Source organism: Variibacter gotjawalensis (genome assembly GCF_002355335.1).
Classification (GTDB): Bacteria; Pseudomonadota; Alphaproteobacteria; order Rhizobiales; family Xanthobacteraceae; genus Variibacter; species Variibacter gotjawalensis.
In genome coordinates this window covers 1,147,989-1,170,721 of record NZ_AP014946.1, presented here as the reverse complement: position 1 = coordinate 1,170,721, position 22,733 = coordinate 1,147,989, and the positions used below count along the sequence as shown (strand labels likewise).

Genomic DNA, 22,733 nt, shown 5'->3' with positions numbered 1-22,733 from the left:
TTGAATGATTTCGAAAGCTATGTCCGAAAGTTCGCAGGACCTCCGTTTCGATTGAGCCATAGCGCTCCACGTCTGGCGCGGCCACATCCCGATCGTAGCCGCCAAAAACAGAATCCTTGGTTTGACGGCCAATCGTTGAGCCTTCGTGGGTTCAGCATGACATTTTGTCCAGTTGGTCAATCCAGCTTGGCGGCGCATTCGCTCCGAATTCTAGTTTCAACGATTTTGGCGCAGTTCCCGCGATGATTGCAGCGACGATATCCGGAGCGATAAACGCCAGATTGATGTTCATCCGAACCGATCGCTCGCTAATGCCCTCGTGCAGCGCGATCGTCTCTGTTGTGCTCGACTTCTTGCTGATCAGTTCATCAACCCATCGACGTGCTGTCGCCATTCCAGCAAGTAGACGCGCCCGGTTTTCTGATCGAATCCGCCCTTCGGCAGCAACGGCGTCGCTTGGAAGAAGGACCTCGCGTTTCCGCGTCCGCGTCGGAGCTGACCATGGAATAATCGCGGGTTTGCGCTTGGAGCCGCGAGCTGCAACGAAATGGATTTGGAGCTGACTAGCCTGAACAAGGATTTTCTCGACCACACTTCTGATGGCAGTTGCTGAGCTTCCGTGCCGCTCACGGATCTCTAGGGGGATAGAGCTCAGTACAGTCTCTTCTAGATCGTCCGCCGAGGCACGTGCAACGGTGCCAGGTTTTCGGCCCTGCGATTCTGCGACCGACACGTAGTACCGATAATGTCGGCCGTTCTTTCGCGCTGTGACCGGCGACATGCGATTTCCGGCATCGTCGTAAAGTTTTCCAGCGAGAAGATACGCGTGCGGTAGTCGTGCGGATTCTCGCTGACATGTGTTCGATCCCATAACGCGCTGCGCGGTAGCAAAGAGTTCTGCATCAACGATCGCGGCATGCTCACCGGGGAAATAATTGCCTTTGTGAACCACTTCTCCGCGATAAACACGATTCTGTAGGAGATGTACGAGGCCACTTTTGTTGAACGCGATGCCACCGCGAAAGCTTCCGTCTCGTCTTGAGCTTCGCTTCGTGACGATGTTGCGGCTATACAGGTCGACTAAGGTCTTGATCAACGACTTTTGCTCGACGTAGGTCCGGAAAATATCTCGGACACGCTCGGCCTCTTCTGCATTCGGAACGAGCTTTTTGTCGACGACATCGTAGCCGAGTGGCGTCGGGCCTCCCATCCGCATTCCCTTGCGCTTAGAAGCTGCGATCTTGTCCCGTATCCGCTCGCCCGTAACTTCTCGCTCGAACTGAGCGAACGAAAGCAGCACATTGAGGGTAAGCCGCCCCATGCTGGTCGTTGTGTTGAACGATTGCGTCACTGACACGAAAGATACGTCATGCGCGTCGAACAACTCGACGAGCTTCGCAAAGTCAGCGAGCGATCGGGTCAACCGATCAACTTTATAGACGACAACGACATCGATCTTGCGCTGACGAATGGCTGTCAGAAGTTTTTGAAGCGCGGGCCGATCGAGTGTTCCGCCCGAGAAACCGCCGTCGTCATAGTTGCCCGGCTGGAGGCGCCAGCCTTCGTGCGATTGACTTTTGATGTAGGCTTCAGATGCTTCGCGTTGCGCATCGAGTGAGTTGAAGTCTTGCTCAAGGCCGTACTCTGTCGATACCCGCGTGTACACGGCACAGCGTAGCGTTTTCGGTTGCGGCTTCATCGCTCGACCTCCGACGTCGATGATTTTGAGCGAAGGCCAAAAAATCGCGGCCCATTCCAACGCGTTCCCGTGATCGCAAAGGCAACTTCCGTCAGGCTTCGGTATTCGTTGTCATTCCAGCGAAATCCCGACGTCGTTACGGTGACGTGATGCATCTGCCGATCATGCTCCCGTATCAAGATTGTTCCGGGGTTCATGCGCGCGCGAGGCACCGACGGTACGGGTGGTGGTTTCTTTCCAAGTTTCTTGCCCGTAGCCCTTCGTCCCGCGTGATCGGCGGCAATTTGATCGAGCAACCGCACCGCCGATCGATCAAGATCGCCCAAGACCGCAGCTTGCATCCTGTAGGCGAGAACCCGGCGAAACAGCCACGTCGGGAGATGTGCCGGCGGGTCGCCACGAAGTATTTTTCGCCAACGCTCAAGCAATAGTGCTCGGTCTTCATTCATTAGCGCCGCGATAGCGGCGCCCATGCCTTCTTCGGAAACTGAACGCGCTGATTTCGCGCGTGCCATCCGCGCTTTGACACCTTCGGTCGTCATTTCTTGCCGATGAAGTAGCGGCGGGTGCCATCGACTTTTTCCGAGCTAAGATCGAGCCCGAGCTTCTTGCGCACGACGCCTGCCAGAAATCCACGCACCGAGTGCGACTGCCAACCGGTCGCGCCAACGAGTTCCGCAACCGACGCACCATTGGCCGATCGCAGCAAGCCAATTATCGAGCCGTGCTTCGTCTCTTTTGATGCGGGTTTCAACCTCCCCTCTGCAGTCCTGACCGTTGGTTCGGCTGAGCGCGATTTGGACGTGCGCTTTGACTGGGAGGCTCGGATGTTCGTCTTCGCGGCTCTTAGCTTGCGAGACTTTTTTGACTGTGGCGATTTCATAACGTTCTCCAGTTGGCAGGATCCATCCCGCACGACCGGAACCTCGCGGTGGCGAATAGCCGTAGCGAGGCAGTTGTCCGAATCTCAGAGTTCAGACTATTCGCGCTCTGCGCGATGCAAAAAGCTCACAGCATTTAGTGGCGTCGCCGCTGTGATGACTGCTCAATTTCGAGCACCAACGTGACGACTAGGTGCGCCGGCGCCACCGCAAGCCTCCCACACTGACGGGCCCATAACTTCGGCTCACAGTAGGTTGGCATTGCCTGGCTGTTGATAAACGACGTCATAACCGCGTGTCCTTTCGGACGACACTGACGCTCTGTTCTGCGCTGAAGTCGAGCAGAATATCGCCAGAAATTGAAGTGGCGGGACCTCAGCGTACTCTTGGTGAATGGCTGGTCTCTGCTAGCTCGTCGTTACGAAACAAAGGGTCGACGCCGACCCTAGACGCTCCGTCAATGATGTCGTCCCAACTCTTACCCGAAGCACGCAAGAAATCGACAGTTGGGCCCGTCGTATTACCGTAAACTAGCAGAGTCCGTTCATAAACAAGACATCGCAGTGACTGCGGTGTCAGTTTTTTGTATTCTTTCGCGAGCCTCAGGCGCTCCGCGTGGACGCACCTCGCGATAACCTCCGCCGCATAGCTTTGGCTGCGCATCGTCGAGGCGACGTTGGCGATCGCTCGTACGTGTTCCGCATATTCAAGCCGCAGATGCGTTTCAACTTTTGGCGATCAGGCGTGTCCCGTCCTCGACTTAAGGCATCCCATTGCGCACGAACTCAATGTAAGCTGGGCGCTTGCTCAATTGTTCGAAATACTGCTCCACGGCCGGGTAATGCGGGCGTTCAAAGTCGAGAGAAAACCAACGATTCACGACTAGGCCAATAGTAATGTCGGCGACGGTGAACATCTCACCGCACATGTACTGTCCAGTCGACTCAAGATGAGTCTGAAGCTGCCCAACTTCTGCGGTGATCAGCTTCCTTCCCTGCTCTACGAACATCGGAAAATTCCAAGGCGGCTCCTTCAACATTCCTCCCAGGAACGCGCCTCGTAGAGAAATCGACGTTTCGTAGTTTGCCCAATCCATCCATTGTTCACAGTGAGCGCGCTTGATGGGATCTTTGGGATAGATTTCATCGCCTCCATATTTCGTCGCGAGATATCTCACAATTGTGTTCGATTCTCTCAGGACGACGCCGTTGTCGACTACTGCTGGTACTAGGCCAATTGGATTGATCGCCAAAAACTCAGGTCGTGAGGTCGGTGTGAAACCGCGCCCCCAATCTTCTCTTTGAAATGGGATTTGTAGTTCGGCGCACGTCCAAAGAACTTTTCTAACATTGAAAGAATTTGCTCGACCTAAGATTCGCAGCATTTTGCCTCCTCGAAGCTCTGTCTCGAAAGTGTACGCAGTTATCACATTCTATGATCTGGACCGATATGGACACGAGGAGAGCGTTCGAAATCGCTCGCTGGGAAAGTTGCGAAATGCTGGAAGGGCTGAAGTGTGCTCTGTTTGCCGCGAGTTTTCTGCCATCTAGTGTCGCGGGTTTGGAAAACTTGTCTGAACGCTCGGGCATCGATTTCATGAACCCGGCGGCCACCGGTGGTCGACGCCGAAGGGCGGCCCAGAATCGACGCCGCTCACCGTTTCGCGTACGTTCTGAAGGAATGGCTCTCTTCCCGCACATCTTGATCGTATTGGTCATCGCACTCGGGACGTGGACGACCATCGGACTCGCCGTTGCTCCGCAGAATTTGCCGCCCACGCAGCGGATCGCGGCAGCGCCTGTCATCGGTTGGGCCGTACACAGCTCGCTAGCGCTTCCTTTGCATATGCTGCTCGGTATGTCGCGAACCGCCATCATGGTGCAGTTTGCGGTTTCCCTGCTCGCAGCTGGCGTGGTGTTTATCCGCCGCATCGACCGCTCAGATGTGTCTTCGGTACCGCCTTGGACCTACGCCGCAGCCGTTTTCGTCGCGTTGGCGCCTGCCATAGCGGTGTTTCCTAAACCTTTCGCCGACGGCGTCGCGTTAGCGTCTCCAATCTTCGATCATTCGAAGGTTGCGATAATCGACGAAATCATTCGCAACGGCGCGATTCCCAACAACCCGTTCTTCGGCAGCGGCGGCGATCGGCTCTCGTACTACTACCTCTGGCATTTCAGCGCAGCCGAACTCGCTGTCCTCATCGGCGTGAGCAGTTGGGAGGCTGACGCAGGGCTTTCCTGGTTCACTGCTGCCGGTTCGTTGTTACTTATGATGGGATTGGCTGTCTGGATGAGCGGGCGCGCCGCCAGCGCCGCCATCGTTCTGCTGCTCGCGATGACCGCATCGGCTAGGCCAGTGCTCGCGTACGCGCTCGGCCGCCCGGCTTACGAATGGCTGTTGCAGGAAGCGAGCGGATTTGGCGGCTGGCTATTCCAATCATCCTGGGCTCCGCAGCATCTGATGTCGGCGAGCTGCGCGATCGTCGCAACGATCCTGCTCACCGAAACTTCGCTGCGAAACCGTTCCGGCATCCTCTTACTGGGATTGATTGCCGCCGCCGCGTTCGAATGTTCGGTTTGGATCGGCGGAGTCACATTCGCGCTCGCCAGTGCTGCCGCTGCCGCGATGCTGTTGCCCGGCATGATGCCGAAACGGCGCATCGAATTCATCGCCGGCGTATTGTGCGCGTCGCTTCTCACCGCGCTGATTTCATCCCCGATGCTCCGCGATCAATACATGGCCGCGGTCCAGCGCGGTGGCTGCTTCCCGTTTGCGTTGCAATCCTTCTGGGTCTTTGGCGACACTGTGCCGTTTCGCCGTCCGCTCGACGTACCCGGCTTCTGGCTAATTCATCTGGTCGTCGAGTTGCCGGCCATTTATCCCATAGCGGTCTGCGTCATTGTTTTGATGCTGGGGGACCGAATGCCAAACCATTTGCCGAAGCCGATCACCGCCGGATTACTGTCGATCGTCGCGTGCGGGCTTGTCATCGCGGCATTCGGGGTGAGCACCGTTGGTATCAACAATGATCTCGCCTGGCGTGCCGCCTTGCCGGCCGCGATGATTATGATCGTCTTCGCGGCCGCCGGAATTTCGGATTGGGTGGCAAGGCCGAAGCGCCTCGGCTTGGCGACAGCTGCGCTGGGACTTGGCCTCGGCACACCAGAAGGCTTCCAAATCATCCGCCAAAACGCTTTCCCTAACGCGACCGAGTCTGCGCGTGCGTTTGCGAAAACGCCGGAGATGTGGGCCACTGTGCGCCGCCACGCCGGTCCATTCGAGCGCGTCGCCAACAATCCGTATTTTCAGCGTGATCTGACGCCATGGCCCATCAACATCGCATGGGCGCTGATGTCGGATCGGCGTTCCTGCTACGCGGGACTTGAGTTCGCTATCCCGTTCACGCGTCTCAACGATCAGCAACGTAACGCGATCGACGCCCAGTTCAAGCGGGTATTCGAAGGGCGCGCCGAGCCGGCTGACGTGAATGAGCTTGCCGATCGCTACGGATGCACTGTCGCCGTCGTTGCGGCGGCGGACGGGGCGTGGATCAGCGATCCATTCGCGACCAGTTCGGCGTATCGTCTCGTCGAGGAAGAGCGCGGAGCATGGCGCATTTATCGCTTCGACCGCGATGCGAAGGCCAACTGATCAAATCCCGCTAAACCAGTTGAAGCCACGATCCTCCCAATAACCGCCCGGATAGACGTTGGTGACTTCGATCGAGGTGATCCACTTCGGGTTTTTGAAGCCGAGCTTGACGGCGGTGCGCAGGCGCAGCGGATAGCCGAAAGGATCGGTGATCGGATCGCGTGCATATTTGGTGGCAAGGATCGTCTGTGGGTGCAGTGCCGATGCCATGTCGATGCTTCCCGTGTAACCATCTGCGCAGCGGAACGCGACATACTTCGCTTTGGTGTCGGCCCCGACGCGTTCCAAAAACTGGCGCAAATTCACACCAGACCATTGGCCGATATAGTCCCAGCCTTCGACGCAGATGTGGCGAACGATCCACTCTTGCTGCGGCAGCGCGGCTATTTGCTCAGCGGTCCACGGGGCTTTGTTCTGAATGAGACCCGCAAGTTCCAGCTTCCACCGCGAAACGTCGACCGGCTTCACGTCTTCAATTTCGTAGAAGGCGTTGTAGCGCGGCGGCTTCACGACCTGTGCCTCCGAAAAGGTCGGCGCCAAGTGATTGGGGCGGAACAGCATCGCCTGTATCGCGTCGTTGAAGCTGGAGAATGATCGCAGGAAGCTTTGGATCGGCGCCGTTTCGGTCACGCTGCAACCCGTGAGCATACCGAGCGCGCCGACACTGAAGGCGCCGCGCAACAGCTTACGGCGATTGATGTCCTCGACGATTTGTTTTGCCTGATCGAGCGCTGTCTTCTCTACGCCGTTTGACGGCCTGAAGAGCGAAGGCGATGGTGTCTTGATCGACATAACAGTCCTCTCAGCGCACGGCGTCTTGAGTGATCGGCGCGGGCTCCTGGTCGCTATCGGGAACGCTTGGCCCACCCGTGACCATGGCACCAATGGTCTTCGGAACTAGAAGCGCGAGAGCGACATGGACGAGCAAGAAGCCGACGATGAGGGCCATGCCGACGAAGTGAACCAGCCGCGCACCCTGAAAATCGTAGAAGAGGAAGGCCAACTCGGAGAACTGGACCGGCTTCCACACGACGAGCCCCGAGATCACTTGAACAACGATCACCAGCAGGATGCCGGCGTACAAAACCTTCTGAACTGTATTGTAGTGTGTGATGTCGTCATGGCCGAGGCGAAAACGCAATGCAGCGCCGATGTCGGCGAGAAGGGCGCGGAGGCTGATCGGCAACAGCTTGCGGCGAAACCTGCCGGTCGCAAACACGTATATCAGATAGGCAAGGCCGTTGAGGCCTAGAACCCACATACCGAAGAAATGCCACTGGAGAGCGCCCTGCGCTTCGCCGCCGATCGTTATCCAGTCGGGAAAGTGGAGCCAACCGAACAGAACTTCGTCGTTATAGATTTTCCAGCCGCTGCCGATCATCACGATCATCGCGAACGCGTTGATCCAATGCATCAATCGCACCGGTAACGGATGCAGGCGACGGGGAAGTTTCTGCGCCATGGTCTGATTCCGGTGTAACGATCCCTACACGGTCTACGTATCGGACAAGAGGGTTGTTACGGCGCCCATAAAAAGAAGGACGATGCGCGTGCGGACCTTAGCCATTGCAGCGTTATGTCTGGCGGCTCTGACATCGTCCTCGGTCGCGGCGCGTGCGCATGATCGGCCGTTTCGATTGGCAGCGGCAGCGCAAAGCCAACCGGAAACGACCTCAAAAGAGAACGTGCCGGCGGAAGAGCTGATGCGGCGGCGCTACCCACAGCAGGTACGCGCCGGCGATCTCGTGGGCTTGCCGGTACTCGATTGGAACGACGCGACGATCGGTTTCGTGCGGGACGTCGTTCGAACCCATGACGGTGCGCTAAAGCTTGTCGTGCCGTACTCGGCGCGTTTCGGCTGGACGCGGCTGCCAATGCCTTGGTTTCCCAAACGATTGATCGCGGTGCCGATCGAAAAAGTCGCGATCCTGGCAAGGCAGATCGCAGCGCTTGAGATGTCGCGAGAGGATTTCGACGCGGCGCCGACTTGGTCTGAGACTCAAGCCGAAGCAGTGATTGCGTCTGAATTGATCCGCATCGCGATTACGCGGCGCTGATTGCGCTCCAAGTAGCCGCGTAAAGCGCCGCGGGGAACTTAAAGAGTTAGACGCGAGTTTTGTGGGTGGAATATGGACGATCAAACAACAGGCGGCCTCAAGCCCTGTACCCTTGCCGCCCAGGCGCTCGGTGCAGGCGAGCCCATGACGCGCTCGCTCGTCCCGCCAGTCCACGTCTCTACCACTTACATCCGCGACGCTGACAACGGATACCGGTCTGGCTATGTTTATGGTCGCACTGACAACGTATCGACACAACAGGCCGAGGCCGTCATCGCTGCGCTCGAAGGTGCAGAAGAAGCGATTCTGTTCGGCTCCGGCATGGCCGCAGCGACGTCTGTCTTTCTGGCACTTGACAAGCCAACGCACATTATCGCTTCGCAGGTCATGTATTGGGGTTTTCGCTCATGGCTCAGCGAGATCGCACGATACGGACATACGATATCCTTCGTCGAAACTTCGGACCTCGACGCCGTTCAACGCGCGATCCGGCTCGGTGAAACCGGGCTCATCTGGATTGAAACGCCCAGCAATCCGCTGTGGACGATCACCGACATTGCGGCGATCGCAGAGATCGCACACGCGTCGGACGCGCTACTGTGCGTAGACTCAACGGTTGCAACGCCTGTGTTCACGCAGCCTCTCGCGTTGGGCGCTGACATCGTCATGCATTCGGCGAGCAAATATCTCAACGGTCATTCTGACGTCATCGCGGGCGCATTGGCGACCGCGGGACGTACCAAATTGTGGGACCGTATCAATGTTGTACGCGGCAGGCACGGCGCAATTCTGGGGCCGTTCGAAGCGTGGCTTCTGATGCGCGGCATGCGCACCTTGCATATTCGCGTCAAGACGCAGAGCGCCGCCGCATCCATTCTTGCACATCGATTGAGTGAGCATCCCGCGATCGAACGCGTGCTTTATCCGGGTCTCAATTCGCATCCCGGGCACGATGTGGCCATGCGCCAGATGAAAGACGGGTTTGGCGCGATGCTGTCGCTGCAGTTCAAAGCAGGCGAAGCTGCCGCAATTGCAGCCGCTGGTAACGTTCGTCTTTGGAAACGCGCGACTTCGCTCGGCGGCGTCGAAAGCCTGATCGAGCATCGCTCTTCGATTGAGGGCGCGGGATCACCTTGTCCTTCCGACCTGCTGCGCCTTTCTGTCGGGTTGGAGGATATCGACGATCTTTATGCCGATCTTTTGCGTGCGTTGAGCCACGCGGGATAGCTGGACGAGAACGAAACCATGAGCAAGAGCCATCGCACCGTCGCTGTCGCCATCATGTGCAAGACCCCCGCCCCAGGGCAATCGAAAACGCGCCTTTCGCCGCCGCTCGCACCGGAGGAGTGTGCCGCAATCTCGGCGTGCTTCATCCGCGATCTTTCGCAGACCATCGGCGCCTTGGCGGAAAGCGACGACGTCGTCGGCTTTGCGGTCTACACGCCGGTTGGTTCCGAAGCGGCTCTGAGACAATTGCTTCCCGAAGTGTTCGAGATTGCCCCGCAATGCGATGGCGATTTCGGCGTGCGCCTCCTGCAGGGCATCAGGGACCTTCTCGAGCTCGGTCACGCCGGAGCAATTTTGGTCAATTCTGACAGTCCGACGCTTCCCGCTTCGATCCTACGAGAGGCCGTAGACGCGGTTCTTTCCGGCGACAACGTCGTCTTGAGTCCCGCCTTTGATGGCGGCTACACGCTGATCGGACTTTCCAAACCGCATGATCGCTTATTCGCGGATATTCCGTGGAGCACTGAAGCGGTTTATCGTTTGACGCTCGATCGTGCCCGCGAGATTGCTCTGCCAGTTGTTACTCTGACGGGGTGGTATGACGTCGATGATGCTGCGTCTTTGGCAACGCTTGAACGCGAACTCGACGAAACACATCCTGTTTCGCCGATTGCAGGCGTCATGGGCGCGGAAGCACGTTCGTCGCGAGAGTTTCTCAGAATTCGTAACACGTCAAAAGGTCCTGGAGAGCGCCGCGCATGATGCAGCAAATCGAGACGGTGTTTTCACTCGACCGCATCAGCGTGGTCGTTCCGTGCTTGAATGAAGAAGAACCCATCGGCGAAGTCGTAAGCGATATGCTTTCGCAAGGTGTCGGCGAAGTAATCGTGGTCGACAATGGTTCGACCGATCGCACCGCCGAACGCGCAATAGCTGCAGGCGCGCGCGTCATCGCGGAACCTCAACGCGGCTACGGGCGCGCTTGCGCGGCCGGCGTTGCTGCGCTTAGCCCAAGCGCGGAGATCGTTTGTTTTCTCGACGGTGACGGAAGTGATGTGCCGTCGTTCACGCGCGCTGTCGTCGAGCCAGTCGTCACCGGGCGTGCCGATTTCGTCATGGGGTCGCGACTGCGCGGCTACCGCGAACACGGCAGCATGACGCCGCAGCAAGTCTTTGCCGGATGGCTTGCCGGCCTACTGATCCGCTTCGTTTACGGTGTCCGTTACACCGACATGTCTCCGTTTCGCGCGATGCGCGTTGACAGGCTGCGTTCGCTCGGCATGCAGGAGCAGACTTACGGCTGGAATCTCGAAATGCAGATGCGCGTCGCGGCCGCTGGCCTGCGCCTCATCGAAATTCCGGTCGACCACCGCTGCCGCCGCGGCGGTGTCTCGAAAGTCTCCGGAAATCTCGTCGCGGGATTTCAGGCAGGCTGGAAGATCACAACGACATTCCTTCGGCTCGCTTGGTCGCTTCGGCATCAAGCGCGCGCCAACTTCGCCACGCAGGGACAGTGATGCGCGTTCTGCTCACCGGCGGCGCCGGATTCATTGGTCAGCATGTTTTGCGCGAGCTCACGCGGCGCGGCCATCAGGTCCGTGTTGTGGATTCGATGCGGGTCGACGTTCACGGCACAGATGAAGCGTGGCGGCCTCCGCCGGATGTCGAATTCGTCGCCGCCGATATGCGCGACAATGATGCGATCACGCAGGCTCTGTCGGGGATCGACAGTGTTATTCATCTGGCAGCGAAAGTAGGCCTTGGAGTAGATGTCAATGACCTGCCGGACTATGCCGCGTCCAACGATGTCGGAACCGCAGTGCTTCTTGCCGGCATGGCGAACCGCGAAGTTCAAAGCCTAACGCTTGCAAGCTCCATGGTGGTTTACGGCGAAGGTGTCGGCTTATGCCGTCAACACGGCCGGGTCGGCCCAGGGCCGCGTTCGGCTTCCGATATGGAAGAAGGTCGCTTCGAGCCTCCGTGTCCGATCTGCGGCGTTCCGCTTGAGACCTCTCTGGTCGACGAAGATGCACCGCTCGATCCGCGCAATGCATATGCGAGCAGCAAAGTCGCGCAAGAATTCTACGCCGCAAATTGGGCGCGACTAACGGGCGGATCGGTCGCGGCAATGCGCTATCACAACGTCTACGGCCCAGGCATGCCGAAAGACACACCCTATGCTGGTGTTGCAGCTATTTTTGCTTCAGCGTTACGCCGAGGCGAAGCGCCGAAGGTCTTCGAGGATGGCGGTCAACGCAGAGACTTCGTGCACGTTCGCGATGTTGCGGCCGCAACCGTGATGGCTTGCGAACGGCACGACACTGACGTGCGCGCATTCAATGTGGGATCCGGTACGCCGCGCACTGTCGCCGATATGGCGAACGCTTTGGCGAAGGCGCTGGATGGTCCTTCGCCCACGATCACAGGTCATTTTCGATTGGGTGATGTGCGGCACATCACAGCCGACTCGTCTCGTTTGAGAAACGAGCTTGCTTGGTTGCCAAACATCGCCTTCGCGGACGGCATGTCTGAACTCGCCAATGAGTTGACGCCAAACGGTGTGGGGTCGAAGCGTGAGGTGCTGCGATGAACAGTGATGGCTTTGAGGCATGGCTCGATGCTCGCACGAGCCGAATTCAATCCGCTAAGGACCCGTCCGGCGCGTGGGCCGTGGTGCTGCAAGGCGCCCATACCGAACCATGCTTTTTAAATTTGGCTGAAGCCGAACAGCTGGAAGCGAGGGCGCGGAATAGTGGGGCCGGTGAATTTGCTGAGCGCATCCACACAGCGCGTATTGCAGCTGAGCGCCGGTGGCGCAGGGACCACTTACCAATTTAGGTTGAGTTGATAGGAATCCGCTATTCCGCGAAGCCGGTGCCCATTTTGAGATGATGAAATAACGGCGGAGGCGGCAGCAAGCGCTAGCCGCAGGCCGTTACTCCACGAACTCGCTTGTAAGTCGCCGATTGGCCGTAGTCTGGACAAATCTGTCGTGCGTTACGTGCGCGATGGGTTCGGTGAAATCGTAGCTCAGCTTCGATCGAGCTGTTTTTGCAATCGGAACGAGTGGCCTCGTTACGGTTTGTCCTGAGCCAGAAAAACTTGCCTGTCGTTTGCCCGCACCCAATGGAGCCGTCATGACCACCACTCGACGAGATGCTCTCAAGGTCGTGTCGTTGGGTGGCGTTGCTGGCGCCTTAGCCTCGACTATTTCGCCAGCTGGAGCTCAACCAATGACTAATCCCGTAACGAAATACACCAGCGAGCCGTTCAAGGAGCAGCGGCAGGAGTGGCCGGCTCTTCAGGGCAAGATGAATCCCGTGCCAGACTGCGGGGAGAAAAGCTACAAGGGCTCGGGCCGTTTGGCTGGTCGTAAAGCTCTCGTGACAGGCGGGGATTCTGGCATCGGCCGCGCGGCAGTGATCGCATTCGCTCGTGAAGGCGCTGATGTAGCAATAAACTACTTCCCGACCGAGGAACCGGACGCCCAAGAGGTCGCTAAACTCATCCGCGACGAGGGCCGAAAAGCGGTTCTGATCCCCGGCGATCTGACACAGCAGCAATTCTGTATCGACCTTGTGAGTGACGCCAATCGCCAATTGGGCGGCATCGACATTCTCGTCAATAACGCGGCGTATCAGCAATCGAAAGAGTCGATTGAAGACATCAGCTTCGAGCAGTTCGACAAGACGTTGAAGACCAATCTCTACGCGATGTTCTGGATAACGAAAACGGCTGTTCCCCTGATGAAACCGGGCGCTGCGATCATCAACACGGCATCTGTCAATTCCTTCAACCCTGGCGAAGAGTTACTCGATTACGCCACGACGAAGGGCGGCATTTCGATCTTCACGAAGGGGCTTGCGAAGCAGTTGGCGTCGAAAGGAATTCGCGTCAACGCCGTCGCGCCTGGTCCAGTGTGGACGCCACTTCAAGTTGCTGGCGGACAGCTTCCGGGAACGATGGGCGAATTTGGGCAAGACACGCCGCTTGGCCGTGCAGGACAGCCAGCCGAACTTGCCGCGCTCTATGTGCTGCTCGCCTCGGGCGAGATCACCTATACGGATGGCAGCGTCTTTGGAGCAAATGGTGGGACCGGTGTGATTTGACGCGAACCCGGAACTAGAAGTTTGCCTGACCGTCGATCGAGGCGCCGAGCCGAGTAGCTAGCTTTCTCCATCGTTCAGCCAGATCCCGCCATATCGCAGCTACTTCGGGCACATCGTCGATGATCTCTGCTTGTGCGTCGCAGAAGTTCGCCTCAGTGGCGGCCTTCTCTGCCGTCATATGATCGGTTTCATCTGACATCGCTCTCTCCCTGAACACACTACCATCGGAAGACGATGGTTGTTCAAGTTTTTTGGACAGATGCCAAGGCGCCGCGGCGGAGGTATGCTTAGCCAGCGTTTGTCTCAGCTTTGGAATGTCGACGTCATCGAAATCGTGGGGATGCAAGTGATGAAAGACGAACCAAACAACATTCGAAAGTTTGCACCTCGCCCGCCGCAGCCGACGGCCGCAGAGTGTATAGTGAGCGCTAGAGCCTGTATGCAAGCCGCTGACGTTGCCGACGCTGACAAAGCTGCTCGCCTGCTTCGCGAAGCTGGTGAATGGTTGAAAAGGGCTCAACGGATTGAGAATTGATCGACCGTTTTGTCTCACTCGGCACGTCTCGGACCAACAACTCGAAATCCGCTCGTCAGCATGAGGTCACGCGTAACACAGAAGGCGCGGCTCGTTCGGCATTTCACCGTTCGATCCAGTGCCCGGCCCTCCGGTCGGCATTTGAAGTAGCGCGCCGAGATGATTGCAACGTTGGCAAAGGCCGCGGTTACGCAACACATCGGTCGAGCCGTCAGGGCCCCAGCGCCTGATTGCAAAGATCATTGGCAGCGCAACTTGGTGACGGCACCGCGGGCACCAAAGCCAACACCAGTTAGAACGTAATTTCCACCATGCTGCGCCAGTTTTCGGCGTGACCGCGGCGGCCGCCTTAGGACTTTCCGCCAAAGATACGGTGCTGAATTGTCCGGCCCCACGTTTACCTTAATTGGCAATCAAATCCGACATCAGCCAGTCAGGTCCGCAATGGGCACAACTAGCCTAGTTGCGATTCCATCTTCCGCGTAATCTGTCTCTGAACGGCGATTGCCTAGCATGCCGAGCCGTATCAGCCGCGATCCAAATCCCTTGTTTCCCGGAAAGCGTACAGTCGGCCCGCCCATTTCCTTCCAAATCAGAGACCACTCGTCGCCATCAGTTCGCCAACTTATGTCAACGTTCCCTGAGGAGTTCGACAACGAGCCGTATTTGACTGCGTTAGTCGCGAGTTCATGCAAAATGAGGGAGAGCGATAGAGTCGCGTTTGGTCCGAGATTTACTTCGGGACCTGATGCGCTCAAGCGATCGCCATCGTTGTGGAGAAACAAGCTCGACTTGACGACGGCGTGCACGGACGCAGAGCGGAAGCTCTTCGAGAGCAACAGTTCGTGCGCTTGACCAAGCGCTTCAATTCGCCGTTCAAAAGACTGGTAAGCTTCAGCATTCGCAGTTTTCTTGAGTGTTTGCAAAGCGATGGCCTGCACCATCGCTAATGAATTTTTTAGCCGATGCGAAAGCTCTTGGTTGAGCACGGCTTGCCGGGCATCTGCCTTCGCTTTCTCTGCCAGCGCTCGACGCAGATTCAACTGGTTCATCACTTGTCGCGCGAGGACACGCAGCGTCTTTTCTTGCAACGGCGAAAGGTCTCGCGGCTTCATATCCAGCACGCATACCGTGCCGATGGCGTGCCCGTCATCGGTCTTCAGCAGGGCGCCGGCATAGAACCGCAGCTGTGGATCTCCGGTGACAAGTGGATTGCAATCAAACCGAGGATCCTTCGTCGCGTCGGGCACCACCAAAAATTCATCTTCAAGAATAGCTCTGGCGCAGAAAGAGCTTTCGAGCGGCGTCTCGCGAACACCTAATCCGACTTCTGCTTTGAAAAACTGCCGCCCTTCTCCGATGAGATTGACGACAGCAATTGGTGTCTCACAAATCCTAGAGGCCAATTCGGCAACGTCGTCGAAATCCGCCTCGCGCGGCGTGTCGAGAATGCTAAAGCTCGCAAGTGCATCCAGTCGCTCGTGCTCTGACGATCGATCGTTGTGTCGAACGTTCATCTGATCACTCAAGCCGATGGACTGCTTTGCTCAGCGAGTCGAGGCTGAACGGTTTTGCGAGAAATGCCGAGCCTTCTGGAAGCACGTCGCGCGAAGGCCGATGCTTACCGCTTACAATCATGATCTTCAAAGGCGGCCATCGATCACGGACAAATGCCGCAAGCTTCAGACCATCCATCGAACCGGGCATGTCAATGTCGGTGATCACGAGATCGAAGTCATTTCGAACTTCGAGAATAGATATTGCTTCGTCTGCGTTGTACGCGATGGCGGTCGAAAACCCGATCTCTTCGAGCAGATCCTGAAGGGTCAAGTTGATGAGGAAATCGTCCTCGACGATAAGGACGCTACCAGCCAACTTGTACACCGACCAAGCGTGCCCCAGGGCTGACTATTCGATCTCGCATTGTTGCCTCGTTGGGGTGTGGCTGCTGCGCAAACACATATCAAAGGGATATTCGAATTCCGTACATGACGCCAGAAGCGCAATTAAGGCTTAGCAAAACGAGTAGTATTTCGGTTACCATAGCATCCATGAAGGCGGAAAGGCTTTCCACTCTATCCGGTTATCGATAGCCCTCTTGGGTTGCGCCAACTGCGAAGTCTTTTGCCTCGCCGGCTTTCGCGACACACGGTGCCATTGCGAAAAACTCGTGCACAATTGCGACGCGCGTAGCTCGGCTCTATGCCGACGCGACACTGACGATGCGATTCCTGCGGCTGACTACCATCCATGTCGTCGGCGCGCCGTCATAGCCAATAACGTAGGTCTTTGGGCCGTTGTCGGCGTCCTGATTTCACCGGTCCAAGAAAAAGGCGCCGGCTTTCGCCGACGCCGCTAATTGAAGCCGGCTACGTGGATCAGCCGCCGCGACCTGGATTCGGCGAATTCGGCTGAGGACTCGAGGCTGGCGGGGTCGGCGAGCCGGTGCCGGCGGGCTGTGACGGCGAAGCCGAAGGCGTCGCAGCACCGGCGCCCGGCTGGCTCGGCATGTTGCCGCTCGTGCCGCTGCCGGCCGGCGGTGTCGGTGGCGCATTCGGGTTGGTCGAGCTCGGCGAGCCTGCACCAGCTGGCGTACTGCCGCCCGACGAGGGCGTTTGCGCGAATGCGGTCGTTGCCGTGAGCGCAACGATTGCGGCGCTCATCAAAAGCTTGTTCATAGTCTTCTCCCTAGATGCCACCTGATAGGTCGATGGACTGAAACCAAAGTGGTGACCCAACAGCGCCATACTCGGTTTTGTTCCGGAATATTCTGTCGTGCAGCGTCGGCGCTGCGTTGACGCCCAATAACACCGCGCCTCCAATCGGGTGCGAACCCGAAAGGAGGCTGCTGGGAAAGCGCGAAGCGAACGGAGTGGAACGCTTCACGCTGACGTCTGAGCGTGTCAGTTCGATCCGCCGCCCGGAGCGTTGCCGGGAGCGGTGCCGCGTTTGCCGTCGCCGCCGGCCGGGTCCGGAGCTGCTGCGTTCGGACGGCCGCTCGGAGAACTAGAACCCGTGTTGTTGCCCGTATTACCTCCGCGAGTCATCGGCTCCTGCGTTGCACCCGGCGCGATCGGCGCAGGCTGCTGTGCCGACGGTATAGCGGTGGGCGCTGAGCCGCCTGTCGACGATCCGATTGCGCCCGAGCCCGAGCCGCTCTGCGCGAAGCTCAGTGTCGGAAGCGCGGCGAGCGCGACCACCGCAATGATGGTTTTCGAAAGCTGCATTGTTTCCTCCGGTCATCCCTCGTTGCGGAACTAAGCCTCCACCTGCGCAATGGTTGCATTGATTGTGATCGGAGCGCTGGGGAAACGCGCCGCAAACCTGTACCGACGAGGTTAGCGTACGTCAGCGTACTTCAGCCCTTATCGGAATATGAAAAAGCGTATGGAACCTTCGATCGACACGATAGCCACGGAACGAAAGCAAGCGCCGGCTCTTTATCGCGCCGAGAGCAACCTCGACGACGATAATTGGAGATATCCGATGGGCTGGTTCACATCCGACATTAAGACGATGGATGATTTATTCGTGCACACGTTGCAGGACATTTATTACGCGGAGAATCAGATCCTCAAGGCCCTGCCCGACATGATCGACAAAGCGACCGATGCAAAACTCAAGCAAGGTTTTCAAACGCATCTCGAGGAAACGAAGGGCCAGATAAAACGCCTAGAACAAGTGTTCGACATGCACGGCGCAGAAAAAAAGGGCGTCACCTGTCCGGCGATCGACGGCATCCTCGAAGAAGCCAACGATGTCGCCGGCGAAGTTGACGACAAGCGTGTGCTCGATGCAGCCCTCATCGCGGCGGCGCAGGCTGTCGAGCATTACGAGATTACGCGTTACGGCACGCTCGTCGCATGGGCGAAAGTACTCGGCCGTTCAGATTGCGCATCCGTGCTCCAGCAGACGCTCGACGAAGAGACGGCTACCGACAGGAAGCTCAGCGCTCTCGCCGAGACGCAAGTAAACGCGCAGGCCACTTAAAGTAGGAATCGGTCTGCCCTACCAGCTCGATGCCGAAGGAGTCGCCTTACGATGCGCAAAACTGCAGTATTGGCTTTCACATCGTTCGCTCTGTGCGCTAGCGCATACGCACAACAGGGCGACGGGACCGACGTTGCTATCTCGACGCACGTCTTCAAGCCCGCAAAGGTGGAAGCAACAGATGAGCGCATTGCCGCGATCAAAGCGCCCGCGAATTTTAAAGTCACGGCTTTTGCAAAAGGCGTGAAGAACGCGCGTATCATCGCGGTCGCTCCTAACGGTGACATCTATGTGAGCCGCCGCGATCAGGGCGACGTCGTTTTATTGCGCGACAAAAACGGCGACGGGGTCGCCGACGATGCGCCGTTGGTTGTCGCCAATCGGTCAGGCGCCCACGGGCTCGCGATCAAAGACAACAAACTCTACATCGCCACCGTCAAGGAAATATTCGTCGGCGACATTTTGAAGGACGGGCGCATCGGCAAGTTGAAGATGATCCTCGGCGATCTTCCGGACAGCGGGCAACATCCCAACCGCACCCTCGCTTTCGGCCCTGACGGAATGCTCTACATCAGCGCCGGCTCGACGTGTAACGCTTGCAACGAGAGCAATCCCGAGAACGCAACGATGCTCCGCGCATCGCCGGATGGAAAGATGCGATCAATCTTTGCGTCGGGCCTGCGCAACACGATCGGCTTTGCATGGCATCCGCAGACGGGCGAATTGTGGGGAATGGATCACGGCATCGATTTCCTCGGCGATGAGATCCAACCCGAAGAGCTGAACAAGATAGAAGCCGGCAAGCAGTATGGCTGGCCGCATGTGTGGGGTGACGGCGGGCTCAATCCGCAATCGACTCCCGTCGGCGAGATCACCAAAGAGCAGTGGAAGGCCGCGAGCCGTCCCATGACGCTTGGCTACACGGCGCATGCGGCCCCGATGCAGATGGTGTTTGGCAACGGTACCGCTTTTCCGCCCGAATATCGCAACGACGTGTTTGTTTCAATGCGCGGTTCGTGGAACCGCAAAGACGCCGCCGGATACGAGATCGTCCGTATCCGTTACGAGAACGGACAACCAAAATCGTTCGAACCTTTCATCACCGGCTTTCTGACCGACGGCGGCCGCACGCATATCGCGCGTCCTGTCGGCTTAGCCGTGGCCAAGGATGGCTCGATGCTGATGAGCGATGATGCCAACGGCGTGATCTATCGAGTTGCCTATACGGGTCAGAGCCAAGTTCAGAACACGTCGGCGGTGCCGGCCGATCCTATGAAGCAACAGACTGCAAAAGGAGTTGGCGTTCCGCTAGCCTCGGCCCGCATCACTGCTAAGGGGTTGATGCAACTGACTTCGCCCTCGATCGCGAGCGGCAAAGCGATTCCGATACGCCACAGCGAATACGCTGACGGGGCATCCCCAAGCCTCACTTGGAAGCCTGTCGACGGAGCGAAGTCGTACATGCTGATCATGGAAGATCCTGACGCCAAGCCGACGACGCCGTTTGTACATTGGGTAGCTTGGAACATTCCGGCTCGGATTGTGAATCTCCCCGAAGGACTGCAGGAACAGCCGCGCCTCACCGAACCTGAAGGGTTGCTACAAGGCATGACCAGCCGAGGATCAGTCGGATATTACGGCCCGCGGCCGCCAGTCGGCGACAAGCCACACCGCTATCACTTCCAGATTTTTGCGCTCGATACGCTACTCGATGTGCCGGCAGGCGCCGATCGCGACACGGTACTCAAGGCTGCTGAAGGTCACACATTAGCCAAAGGCGTTCTTGTCGGCACGTACGCGCAACGCACCACGCCACCGAAATAGTCGCAACAACAGAGCGGTGGGTCGTCACGAAACACAATTGCCGTCGGAACCAAGCGGGCGAGGAATGCTTGATCTGCGCTCGCCGTAATGCATTCCGCAGGGGCGACCGCGCTGTTCTAGAAAGCACCAATGACGAAAACGACGCGACTAGAGATTTGGCACTTTTCGATCGCCGTCTTGTTGTTCGCTTTCTCGCCCGCAACGGCATTCGCGTTGAGTGCCGATGAAATCAACAAAGCACAATTCGCTCCGCAGCCCGAGAAAAAAGCTGTGCGCAAGGATGCGGAACCCGATCCTGTCATCATCAAAGTCCAAGTCATTTTAGATCGACTTCGTGTTTCGCCCGGGGTCATCGACGGCTACGACGGTGAAAATTTTCGCAAGGCGCTGGCTGAGTTACGAAGGCTCAAAGGCCTTCCCGAAGCTGACGGACTGGACGAGGCCGTGTGGGCTGCTATTCGAGCAGACGAGATCCAAGATATCATCGCAATGTACGATGTTTCGAAGAAGGACGAGGCTTACAAATTTGCTGCGACGCCAAGAGATTATGGCAAGCTGGCGAAACTCAAGCGCATCAGCTTTCGCTCGCCCGCGGAGATGATCGGCGAACGATTTCACATGGACGAGAAACTCGTGCAGCTACTCAATCCGAAGATGAAACGCCTGCGCGGCGGAGACAGGCTTATCGTCGCAAACGTTGGCTTACCCGATCCCGAATCGAAGACGACACAAACGCGGAAAAAACAAAAGGCTCCTGAGGGCTTAACTGCACCTCAGGCAGCAAAGATTGTCGTGTCGATCTCGCTCGGCCGAGTGTCGGCGATCGATGAAGGCGGGAAGCTGCTAGCTTCGTATCCAGCAACGGTTGGTAGTGATGATACTCCGACGCCGCCTGGCTCTTATTCGGTTCGACGCGTCGTGAAAAATCCCACCTATAGCTACGATCCGGATAAAAATTTCAAACAAGGCAAAAACGCGAGAAAGCTGACACTTCCCGCCGGACCGAATGGACCAGTCGGCACTGTTTGGATAGCACTTTCTAAGCCAACGTTCGGCATCCATGGCACACCTGAGCCATCAAAAGTGTCGAAGACGGAATCGCATGGATGCGTGAGGCTGACCAACTGGGACGCTGAGCACCTCGCAAGCATCAGTAAGCCCGGCAGCTCCGTTGAATTTGTCGAGTGATCGCGGTGATGCGCAGCCTTACAAGGTTGGTTGCCGCATAAAACTGAGATCGATGCTGTGGAGCAAGGCTTGATCGCGGCTTCGCGATCTTCCCGCGACCAACCGGCGCTGTTGCAAACGGTCAGGTATCGAAGCCCCGTCGCAACCCCGGCGGTATGCGACGAACCTGTGCAGATCGAGATCGTAGAAGAACTTGAAGTTGGAGTGCTGCATGCAAGTTCGGAACGGATCAGGATAGTGAGATGGATGAACGGCCACCAGAAGCGCCGAAGATGCATGAGTTGCCTCAGATCGTGATGCGAGCGCTCCCAGGCGGATTACTTCAACTGGAGATCAAAGGAGTCGTACCGCTGCAAGTCGGAACAGATTTGATGCGCGTCCTCAGCACCTACCGCGATAGCCTGGAGAAGCCGAGCAGCTGAAGCTGCGTTCGCTGATGCATTGAACACAGCGTTAACAGAGCGCCATTGTTGCGGCTTGACGACGGGCGCGATTGGAAGCAGCCACACGAACCCGCAATCGCGAAGCGACGCGACGGCTGCAGATTACGGATCGAGGGCTCACCGAACCTGATCATGCGACGAGCGAATCGGTTGCCGGTTCGATCCCTTCAGAGTGAGAAAACACCTCAAACCCGTCGCTTCGCGCTACGCAGGCAAGCGTGATACCGGCTTGCTCCGCCATACGCACCGCAAGCGCGGTCGGCGCCGATACGGCAACGATGAGCGGCACTCCGATCGCGGCCGCCTTCTGCACCATTTCAACCGAGACGCGGCTTGTGATAACGACGAAGCCTTCGGCCGCTTTGGTCGCGTTGCGGGCTAACGCGCCAGCAAGTTTATCGAGCGCGTTGTGCCGGCCGACATCTTCCCGCAAAGTGACAAGCGATCCGTCCAGCCTACAGAACGCTGCCGCATGCATTGCGCGAGTCTGTTGATTCATGATTTGCGCAGGCGCCAAAGCGTCGAGAGCGCGCATGATGTCGGTCGCACGAAACGTGATGGATCGGTCGATGCGGCGCGGCGAGCGAACCGCCTCCTCCAGCGATTCGATGCCGCATAGCCCGCAACCCGTCGGGCCAGCAAGCCGCCGCCGCCGCTCGACATAAGCTGAGCCGGCGTTGTTAGTGAGCCATAAGCGCAGCTCGATGCCGAGATCCTGCTCGATCAGTTCGAACGTTTGAATATCCGTCGCCGACGAAATTATGCCTTCGGTCAGGCTGAAGCCATAAGCGAAGTCTTCAAGATCTTGCGGGGTCGCCATCATCACGGCGTAGGAGCCACCGTTGTAAGTCAGCGCGATCGCAACCTCTTCCGGTACCGCGCGTTCGCCTGCTCGACTGACGTGACGCTTCCAGGTGGTCTGATGGCTGATGCAGGTTGGTTTCATAACCACAATCCGAAGTCGCCGATTTCTTTGCCGAGCGTAGCGCCTTGACAAGCTGTGATCAGAGACTGGGCTAAGTTCATTGTGGCCGTTCAAGTTCCGTTGCTATTCGACCTCACATCCCAGCCAACGCGATTTCGCAAGAAAACGCTCAGATTTGAATTGAGCGTCGTAGTCCTCGCGCGG

22 protein-coding genes are annotated in these 22,733 nt (G+C 57.7%); 11 read left to right on the top strand and 11 right to left on the bottom strand.

The features are described from left to right. Positions 1-151: 151 nt before the first annotated feature. The 4 genes from GJW30_RS05600 to GJW30_RS05580 form a co-directional block, all read right to left on the bottom strand. A complete protein-coding gene (locus GJW30_RS05600) occupies positions 152-1,699 on the bottom strand; it encodes a recombinase family protein (protein ID WP_096352749.1) in 1,548 nt (515 codons plus the stop codon). Next, positions 1,696-2,241: a DUF2924 domain-containing protein gene (locus GJW30_RS05595; RefSeq protein WP_096352747.1), complete on the bottom strand. Its 546-nt coding sequence runs from the start codon at positions 2,239-2,241 to the stop codon at positions 1,696-1,698. The genes GJW30_RS05600 and GJW30_RS05595 overlap by 4 nt, the downstream gene beginning before the upstream one ends. Further along, positions 2,238-2,453 (bottom strand): DUF3489 domain-containing protein, encoded by a 216-nt coding sequence (locus tag GJW30_RS22965; protein WP_245408667.1) that lies wholly within the window; start codon positions 2,451-2,453, stop codon positions 2,238-2,240. Before GJW30_RS22965 ends, GJW30_RS05595 begins: the two co-directional genes overlap by 4 nt. Before the next feature lie 887 nt (positions 2,454-3,340). Next, complete coding sequence (locus GJW30_RS05580; RefSeq protein ID WP_096352739.1) at positions 3,341-3,964, bottom strand: glutathione S-transferase family protein; 624 nt, start codon at positions 3,962-3,964, stop codon at positions 3,341-3,343. A 296-nt stretch (positions 3,965-4,260) separates the two neighbouring features. Between GJW30_RS05580 and GJW30_RS05575 the strand changes: the two genes are divergently transcribed. After that, entirely contained in the window at positions 4,261-6,231 is a 1,971-nt protein-coding gene (locus GJW30_RS05575) for a hypothetical protein (RefSeq protein WP_096352737.1), read from the top strand. On the opposite strand, the gene GJW30_RS05570 is transcribed toward GJW30_RS05575, so the two are convergent. After that, positions 6,232-7,023, bottom strand: a complete 792-nt coding sequence (locus tag GJW30_RS05570) for a molybdopterin-dependent oxidoreductase (protein ID WP_096352734.1) — start codon at positions 7,021-7,023, stop codon at positions 6,232-6,234. It abuts the gene before it with no gap. A 10-nt stretch (positions 7,024-7,033) separates the two neighbouring features. Then, a complete protein-coding gene (locus GJW30_RS05565) occupies positions 7,034-7,693 on the bottom strand; it encodes a cytochrome b/b6 domain-containing protein (protein WP_096352731.1) in 660 nt (219 codons plus the stop codon). A 241-nt stretch (positions 7,694-7,934) separates the two neighbouring features. Here GJW30_RS05565 and GJW30_RS05560 point away from each other — a divergent pair, with 241 nt between their 5' ends. From GJW30_RS05560 to GJW30_RS05535, 6 genes are all read left to right on the top strand, one after another. After that, entirely contained in the window at positions 7,935-8,288 is a 354-nt protein-coding gene (locus GJW30_RS05560) for a hypothetical protein (protein WP_130364763.1), read from the top strand. 72 nt (positions 8,289-8,360) lie between these two features. Beyond that, entirely contained in the window at positions 8,361-9,515 is a 1,155-nt protein-coding gene (locus GJW30_RS05555) for a trans-sulfuration enzyme family protein (RefSeq protein ID WP_096352725.1), read from the top strand. A gap of 18 nt (positions 9,516-9,533) precedes the next feature. After that, complete coding sequence (locus tag GJW30_RS05550; RefSeq protein ID WP_096352723.1) at positions 9,534-10,277, top strand: TIGR04282 family arsenosugar biosynthesis glycosyltransferase; 744 nt, start codon at positions 9,534-9,536, stop codon at positions 10,275-10,277. Beyond that, positions 10,274-11,032 (top strand): glycosyltransferase family 2 protein, encoded by a 759-nt coding sequence (locus GJW30_RS05545; RefSeq protein WP_245408666.1) that lies wholly within the window; start codon positions 10,274-10,276, stop codon positions 11,030-11,032. Before GJW30_RS05550 ends, GJW30_RS05545 begins: the two co-directional genes overlap by 4 nt. Beyond that, a complete protein-coding gene (locus tag GJW30_RS05540) occupies positions 11,032-12,105 on the top strand; it encodes an NAD-dependent epimerase/dehydratase family protein (protein ID WP_096352720.1) in 1,074 nt (357 codons plus the stop codon). Before GJW30_RS05545 ends, GJW30_RS05540 begins: the two co-directional genes overlap by 1 nt. 547 nt (positions 12,106-12,652) lie before the next feature. Continuing rightward, entirely contained in the window at positions 12,653-13,624 is a 972-nt protein-coding gene (locus tag GJW30_RS05535) for an SDR family oxidoreductase (protein WP_096352717.1), read from the top strand. 13 nt (positions 13,625-13,637) lie between these two features. Here GJW30_RS05535 and GJW30_RS05530 read toward each other — a convergent pair whose 3' ends face one another. From GJW30_RS05530 to GJW30_RS05515, 3 genes are all read right to left on the bottom strand, one after another. Next, positions 13,638-13,823 (bottom strand): hypothetical protein, encoded by a 186-nt coding sequence (locus tag GJW30_RS05530; RefSeq protein ID WP_096352714.1) that lies wholly within the window; start codon positions 13,821-13,823, stop codon positions 13,638-13,640. Positions 13,824-14,584: 761 nt separating this feature from the next. Continuing rightward, the gene (locus GJW30_RS05520; RefSeq protein WP_096352710.1) at positions 14,585-15,676 is read right to left on the bottom strand and encodes a sensor histidine kinase; all 1,092 of its coding nucleotides are present in this window, start codon (positions 15,674-15,676) and stop codon (positions 14,585-14,587) included. Positions 15,677-15,680: 4 nt separating this feature from the next. Beyond that, the gene (locus GJW30_RS05515) at positions 15,681-16,043 is read right to left on the bottom strand and encodes a response regulator (protein ID WP_096352707.1); all 363 of its coding nucleotides are present in this window, start codon (positions 16,041-16,043) and stop codon (positions 15,681-15,683) included. Positions 16,044-16,604: 561 nt separating this feature from the next. On the opposite strand from GJW30_RS05515, the gene GJW30_RS05510 reads away from it, so the two are divergent. Next, a complete protein-coding gene (locus GJW30_RS05510) occupies positions 16,605-16,862 on the top strand; it encodes a hypothetical protein (RefSeq protein WP_096352704.1) in 258 nt (85 codons plus the stop codon). Positions 16,863-17,062: 200 nt separating this feature from the next. On the opposite strand, the gene GJW30_RS05505 is transcribed toward GJW30_RS05510, so the two are convergent. Beyond that, the gene (locus GJW30_RS05505; RefSeq protein WP_096352701.1) at positions 17,063-17,386 is read right to left on the bottom strand and encodes a hypothetical protein; all 324 of its coding nucleotides are present in this window, start codon (positions 17,384-17,386) and stop codon (positions 17,063-17,065) included. Between the two features lie 259 nt (positions 17,387-17,645). Between GJW30_RS05505 and GJW30_RS05500 the strand changes: the two genes are divergently transcribed. From GJW30_RS05500 to GJW30_RS05490, 3 genes are all read left to right on the top strand, one after another. Further along, complete coding sequence (locus tag GJW30_RS05500) at positions 17,646-18,149, top strand: YciE/YciF ferroxidase family protein (RefSeq protein ID WP_096358672.1); 504 nt, start codon at positions 17,646-17,648, stop codon at positions 18,147-18,149. A 51-nt stretch (positions 18,150-18,200) separates the two neighbouring features. After that, on the top strand, positions 18,201-19,973 hold the full coding sequence (locus GJW30_RS05495) for a YbhB/YbcL family Raf kinase inhibitor-like protein (RefSeq protein ID WP_096352698.1): 1,773 nt from the start codon (positions 18,201-18,203) through the stop codon (positions 19,971-19,973). Between the two features lie 129 nt (positions 19,974-20,102). Further along, the gene (locus GJW30_RS05490) at positions 20,103-21,161 is read left to right on the top strand and encodes a L,D-transpeptidase family protein (RefSeq protein ID WP_096352695.1); all 1,059 of its coding nucleotides are present in this window, start codon (positions 20,103-20,105) and stop codon (positions 21,159-21,161) included. A 573-nt stretch (positions 21,162-21,734) separates the two neighbouring features. Here GJW30_RS05490 and fdhD read toward each other — a convergent pair. Next, a complete protein-coding gene (fdhD, locus tag GJW30_RS05480; protein ID WP_096352688.1) occupies positions 21,735-22,550 on the bottom strand; it encodes a formate dehydrogenase accessory sulfurtransferase FdhD in 816 nt (271 codons plus the stop codon). Between the last annotated feature and the right edge of the window lie 183 nt (positions 22,551-22,733).

What these genes read in the sequence shown, in the direction of transcription:
- GJW30_RS05555 (WP_096352725.1), top strand. Translation starts at nt 8,361, where the DNA reads ATGGACGATCAAACAACAGGCGGCCTCAAGCCCTGTACCCTTGCCGCC.
- GJW30_RS05600 (WP_096352749.1), bottom strand. Translation starts at nt 1,699, where the DNA reads ATGAAGCCGCAACCGAAAACGCTACGCTGTGCCGTGTACACGCGGGTA.
- GJW30_RS05595 (WP_096352747.1), bottom strand. Translation starts at nt 2,241, where the DNA reads ATGACGACCGAAGGTGTCAAAGCGCGGATGGCACGCGCGAAATCAGCG.
- GJW30_RS05490 (WP_096352695.1), top strand. Translation starts at nt 20,103, where the DNA reads ATGACGAAAACGACGCGACTAGAGATTTGGCACTTTTCGATCGCCGTC.
- GJW30_RS05530 (WP_096352714.1), bottom strand. Translation starts at nt 13,823, where the DNA reads ATGTCAGATGAAACCGATCATATGACGGCAGAGAAGGCCGCCACTGAG.
- GJW30_RS05495 (WP_096352698.1), top strand. Translation starts at nt 18,201, where the DNA reads ATGCGCAAAACTGCAGTATTGGCTTTCACATCGTTCGCTCTGTGCGCT.
- GJW30_RS05520 (WP_096352710.1), bottom strand. Translation starts at nt 15,676, where the DNA reads ATGAACGTTCGACACAACGATCGATCGTCAGAGCACGAGCGACTGGAT.
- GJW30_RS05500 (WP_096358672.1), top strand. Translation starts at nt 17,646, where the DNA reads ATGGGCTGGTTCACATCCGACATTAAGACGATGGATGATTTATTCGTG.
- GJW30_RS05540 (WP_096352720.1), top strand. Translation starts at nt 11,032, where the DNA reads ATGCGCGTTCTGCTCACCGGCGGCGCCGGATTCATTGGTCAGCATGTT.
- fdhD (WP_096352688.1), bottom strand. Translation starts at nt 22,550, where the DNA reads ATGAAACCAACCTGCATCAGCCATCAGACCACCTGGAAGCGTCACGTC.
- GJW30_RS05575 (WP_096352737.1), top strand. Translation starts at nt 4,261, where the DNA reads ATGGCTCTCTTCCCGCACATCTTGATCGTATTGGTCATCGCACTCGGG.
- GJW30_RS05580 (WP_096352739.1), bottom strand. Translation starts at nt 3,964, where the DNA reads ATGCTGCGAATCTTAGGTCGAGCAAATTCTTTCAATGTTAGAAAAGTT.
- GJW30_RS05505 (WP_096352701.1), bottom strand. Translation starts at nt 17,386, where the DNA reads ATGCAGCTTTCGAAAACCATCATTGCGGTGGTCGCGCTCGCCGCGCTT.
- GJW30_RS05550 (WP_096352723.1), top strand. Translation starts at nt 9,534, where the DNA reads ATGAGCAAGAGCCATCGCACCGTCGCTGTCGCCATCATGTGCAAGACC.
- GJW30_RS05570 (WP_096352734.1), bottom strand. Translation starts at nt 7,023, where the DNA reads ATGTCGATCAAGACACCATCGCCTTCGCTCTTCAGGCCGTCAAACGGC.
- GJW30_RS05535 (WP_096352717.1), top strand. Translation starts at nt 12,653, where the DNA reads ATGACCACCACTCGACGAGATGCTCTCAAGGTCGTGTCGTTGGGTGGC.
- GJW30_RS05560 (WP_130364763.1), top strand. Translation starts at nt 7,935, where the DNA reads ATGCGGCGGCGCTACCCACAGCAGGTACGCGCCGGCGATCTCGTGGGC.
- GJW30_RS05565 (WP_096352731.1), bottom strand. Translation starts at nt 7,693, where the DNA reads ATGGCGCAGAAACTTCCCCGTCGCCTGCATCCGTTACCGGTGCGATTG.
- GJW30_RS05545 (WP_245408666.1), top strand. Translation starts at nt 10,274, where the DNA reads ATGATGCAGCAAATCGAGACGGTGTTTTCACTCGACCGCATCAGCGTG.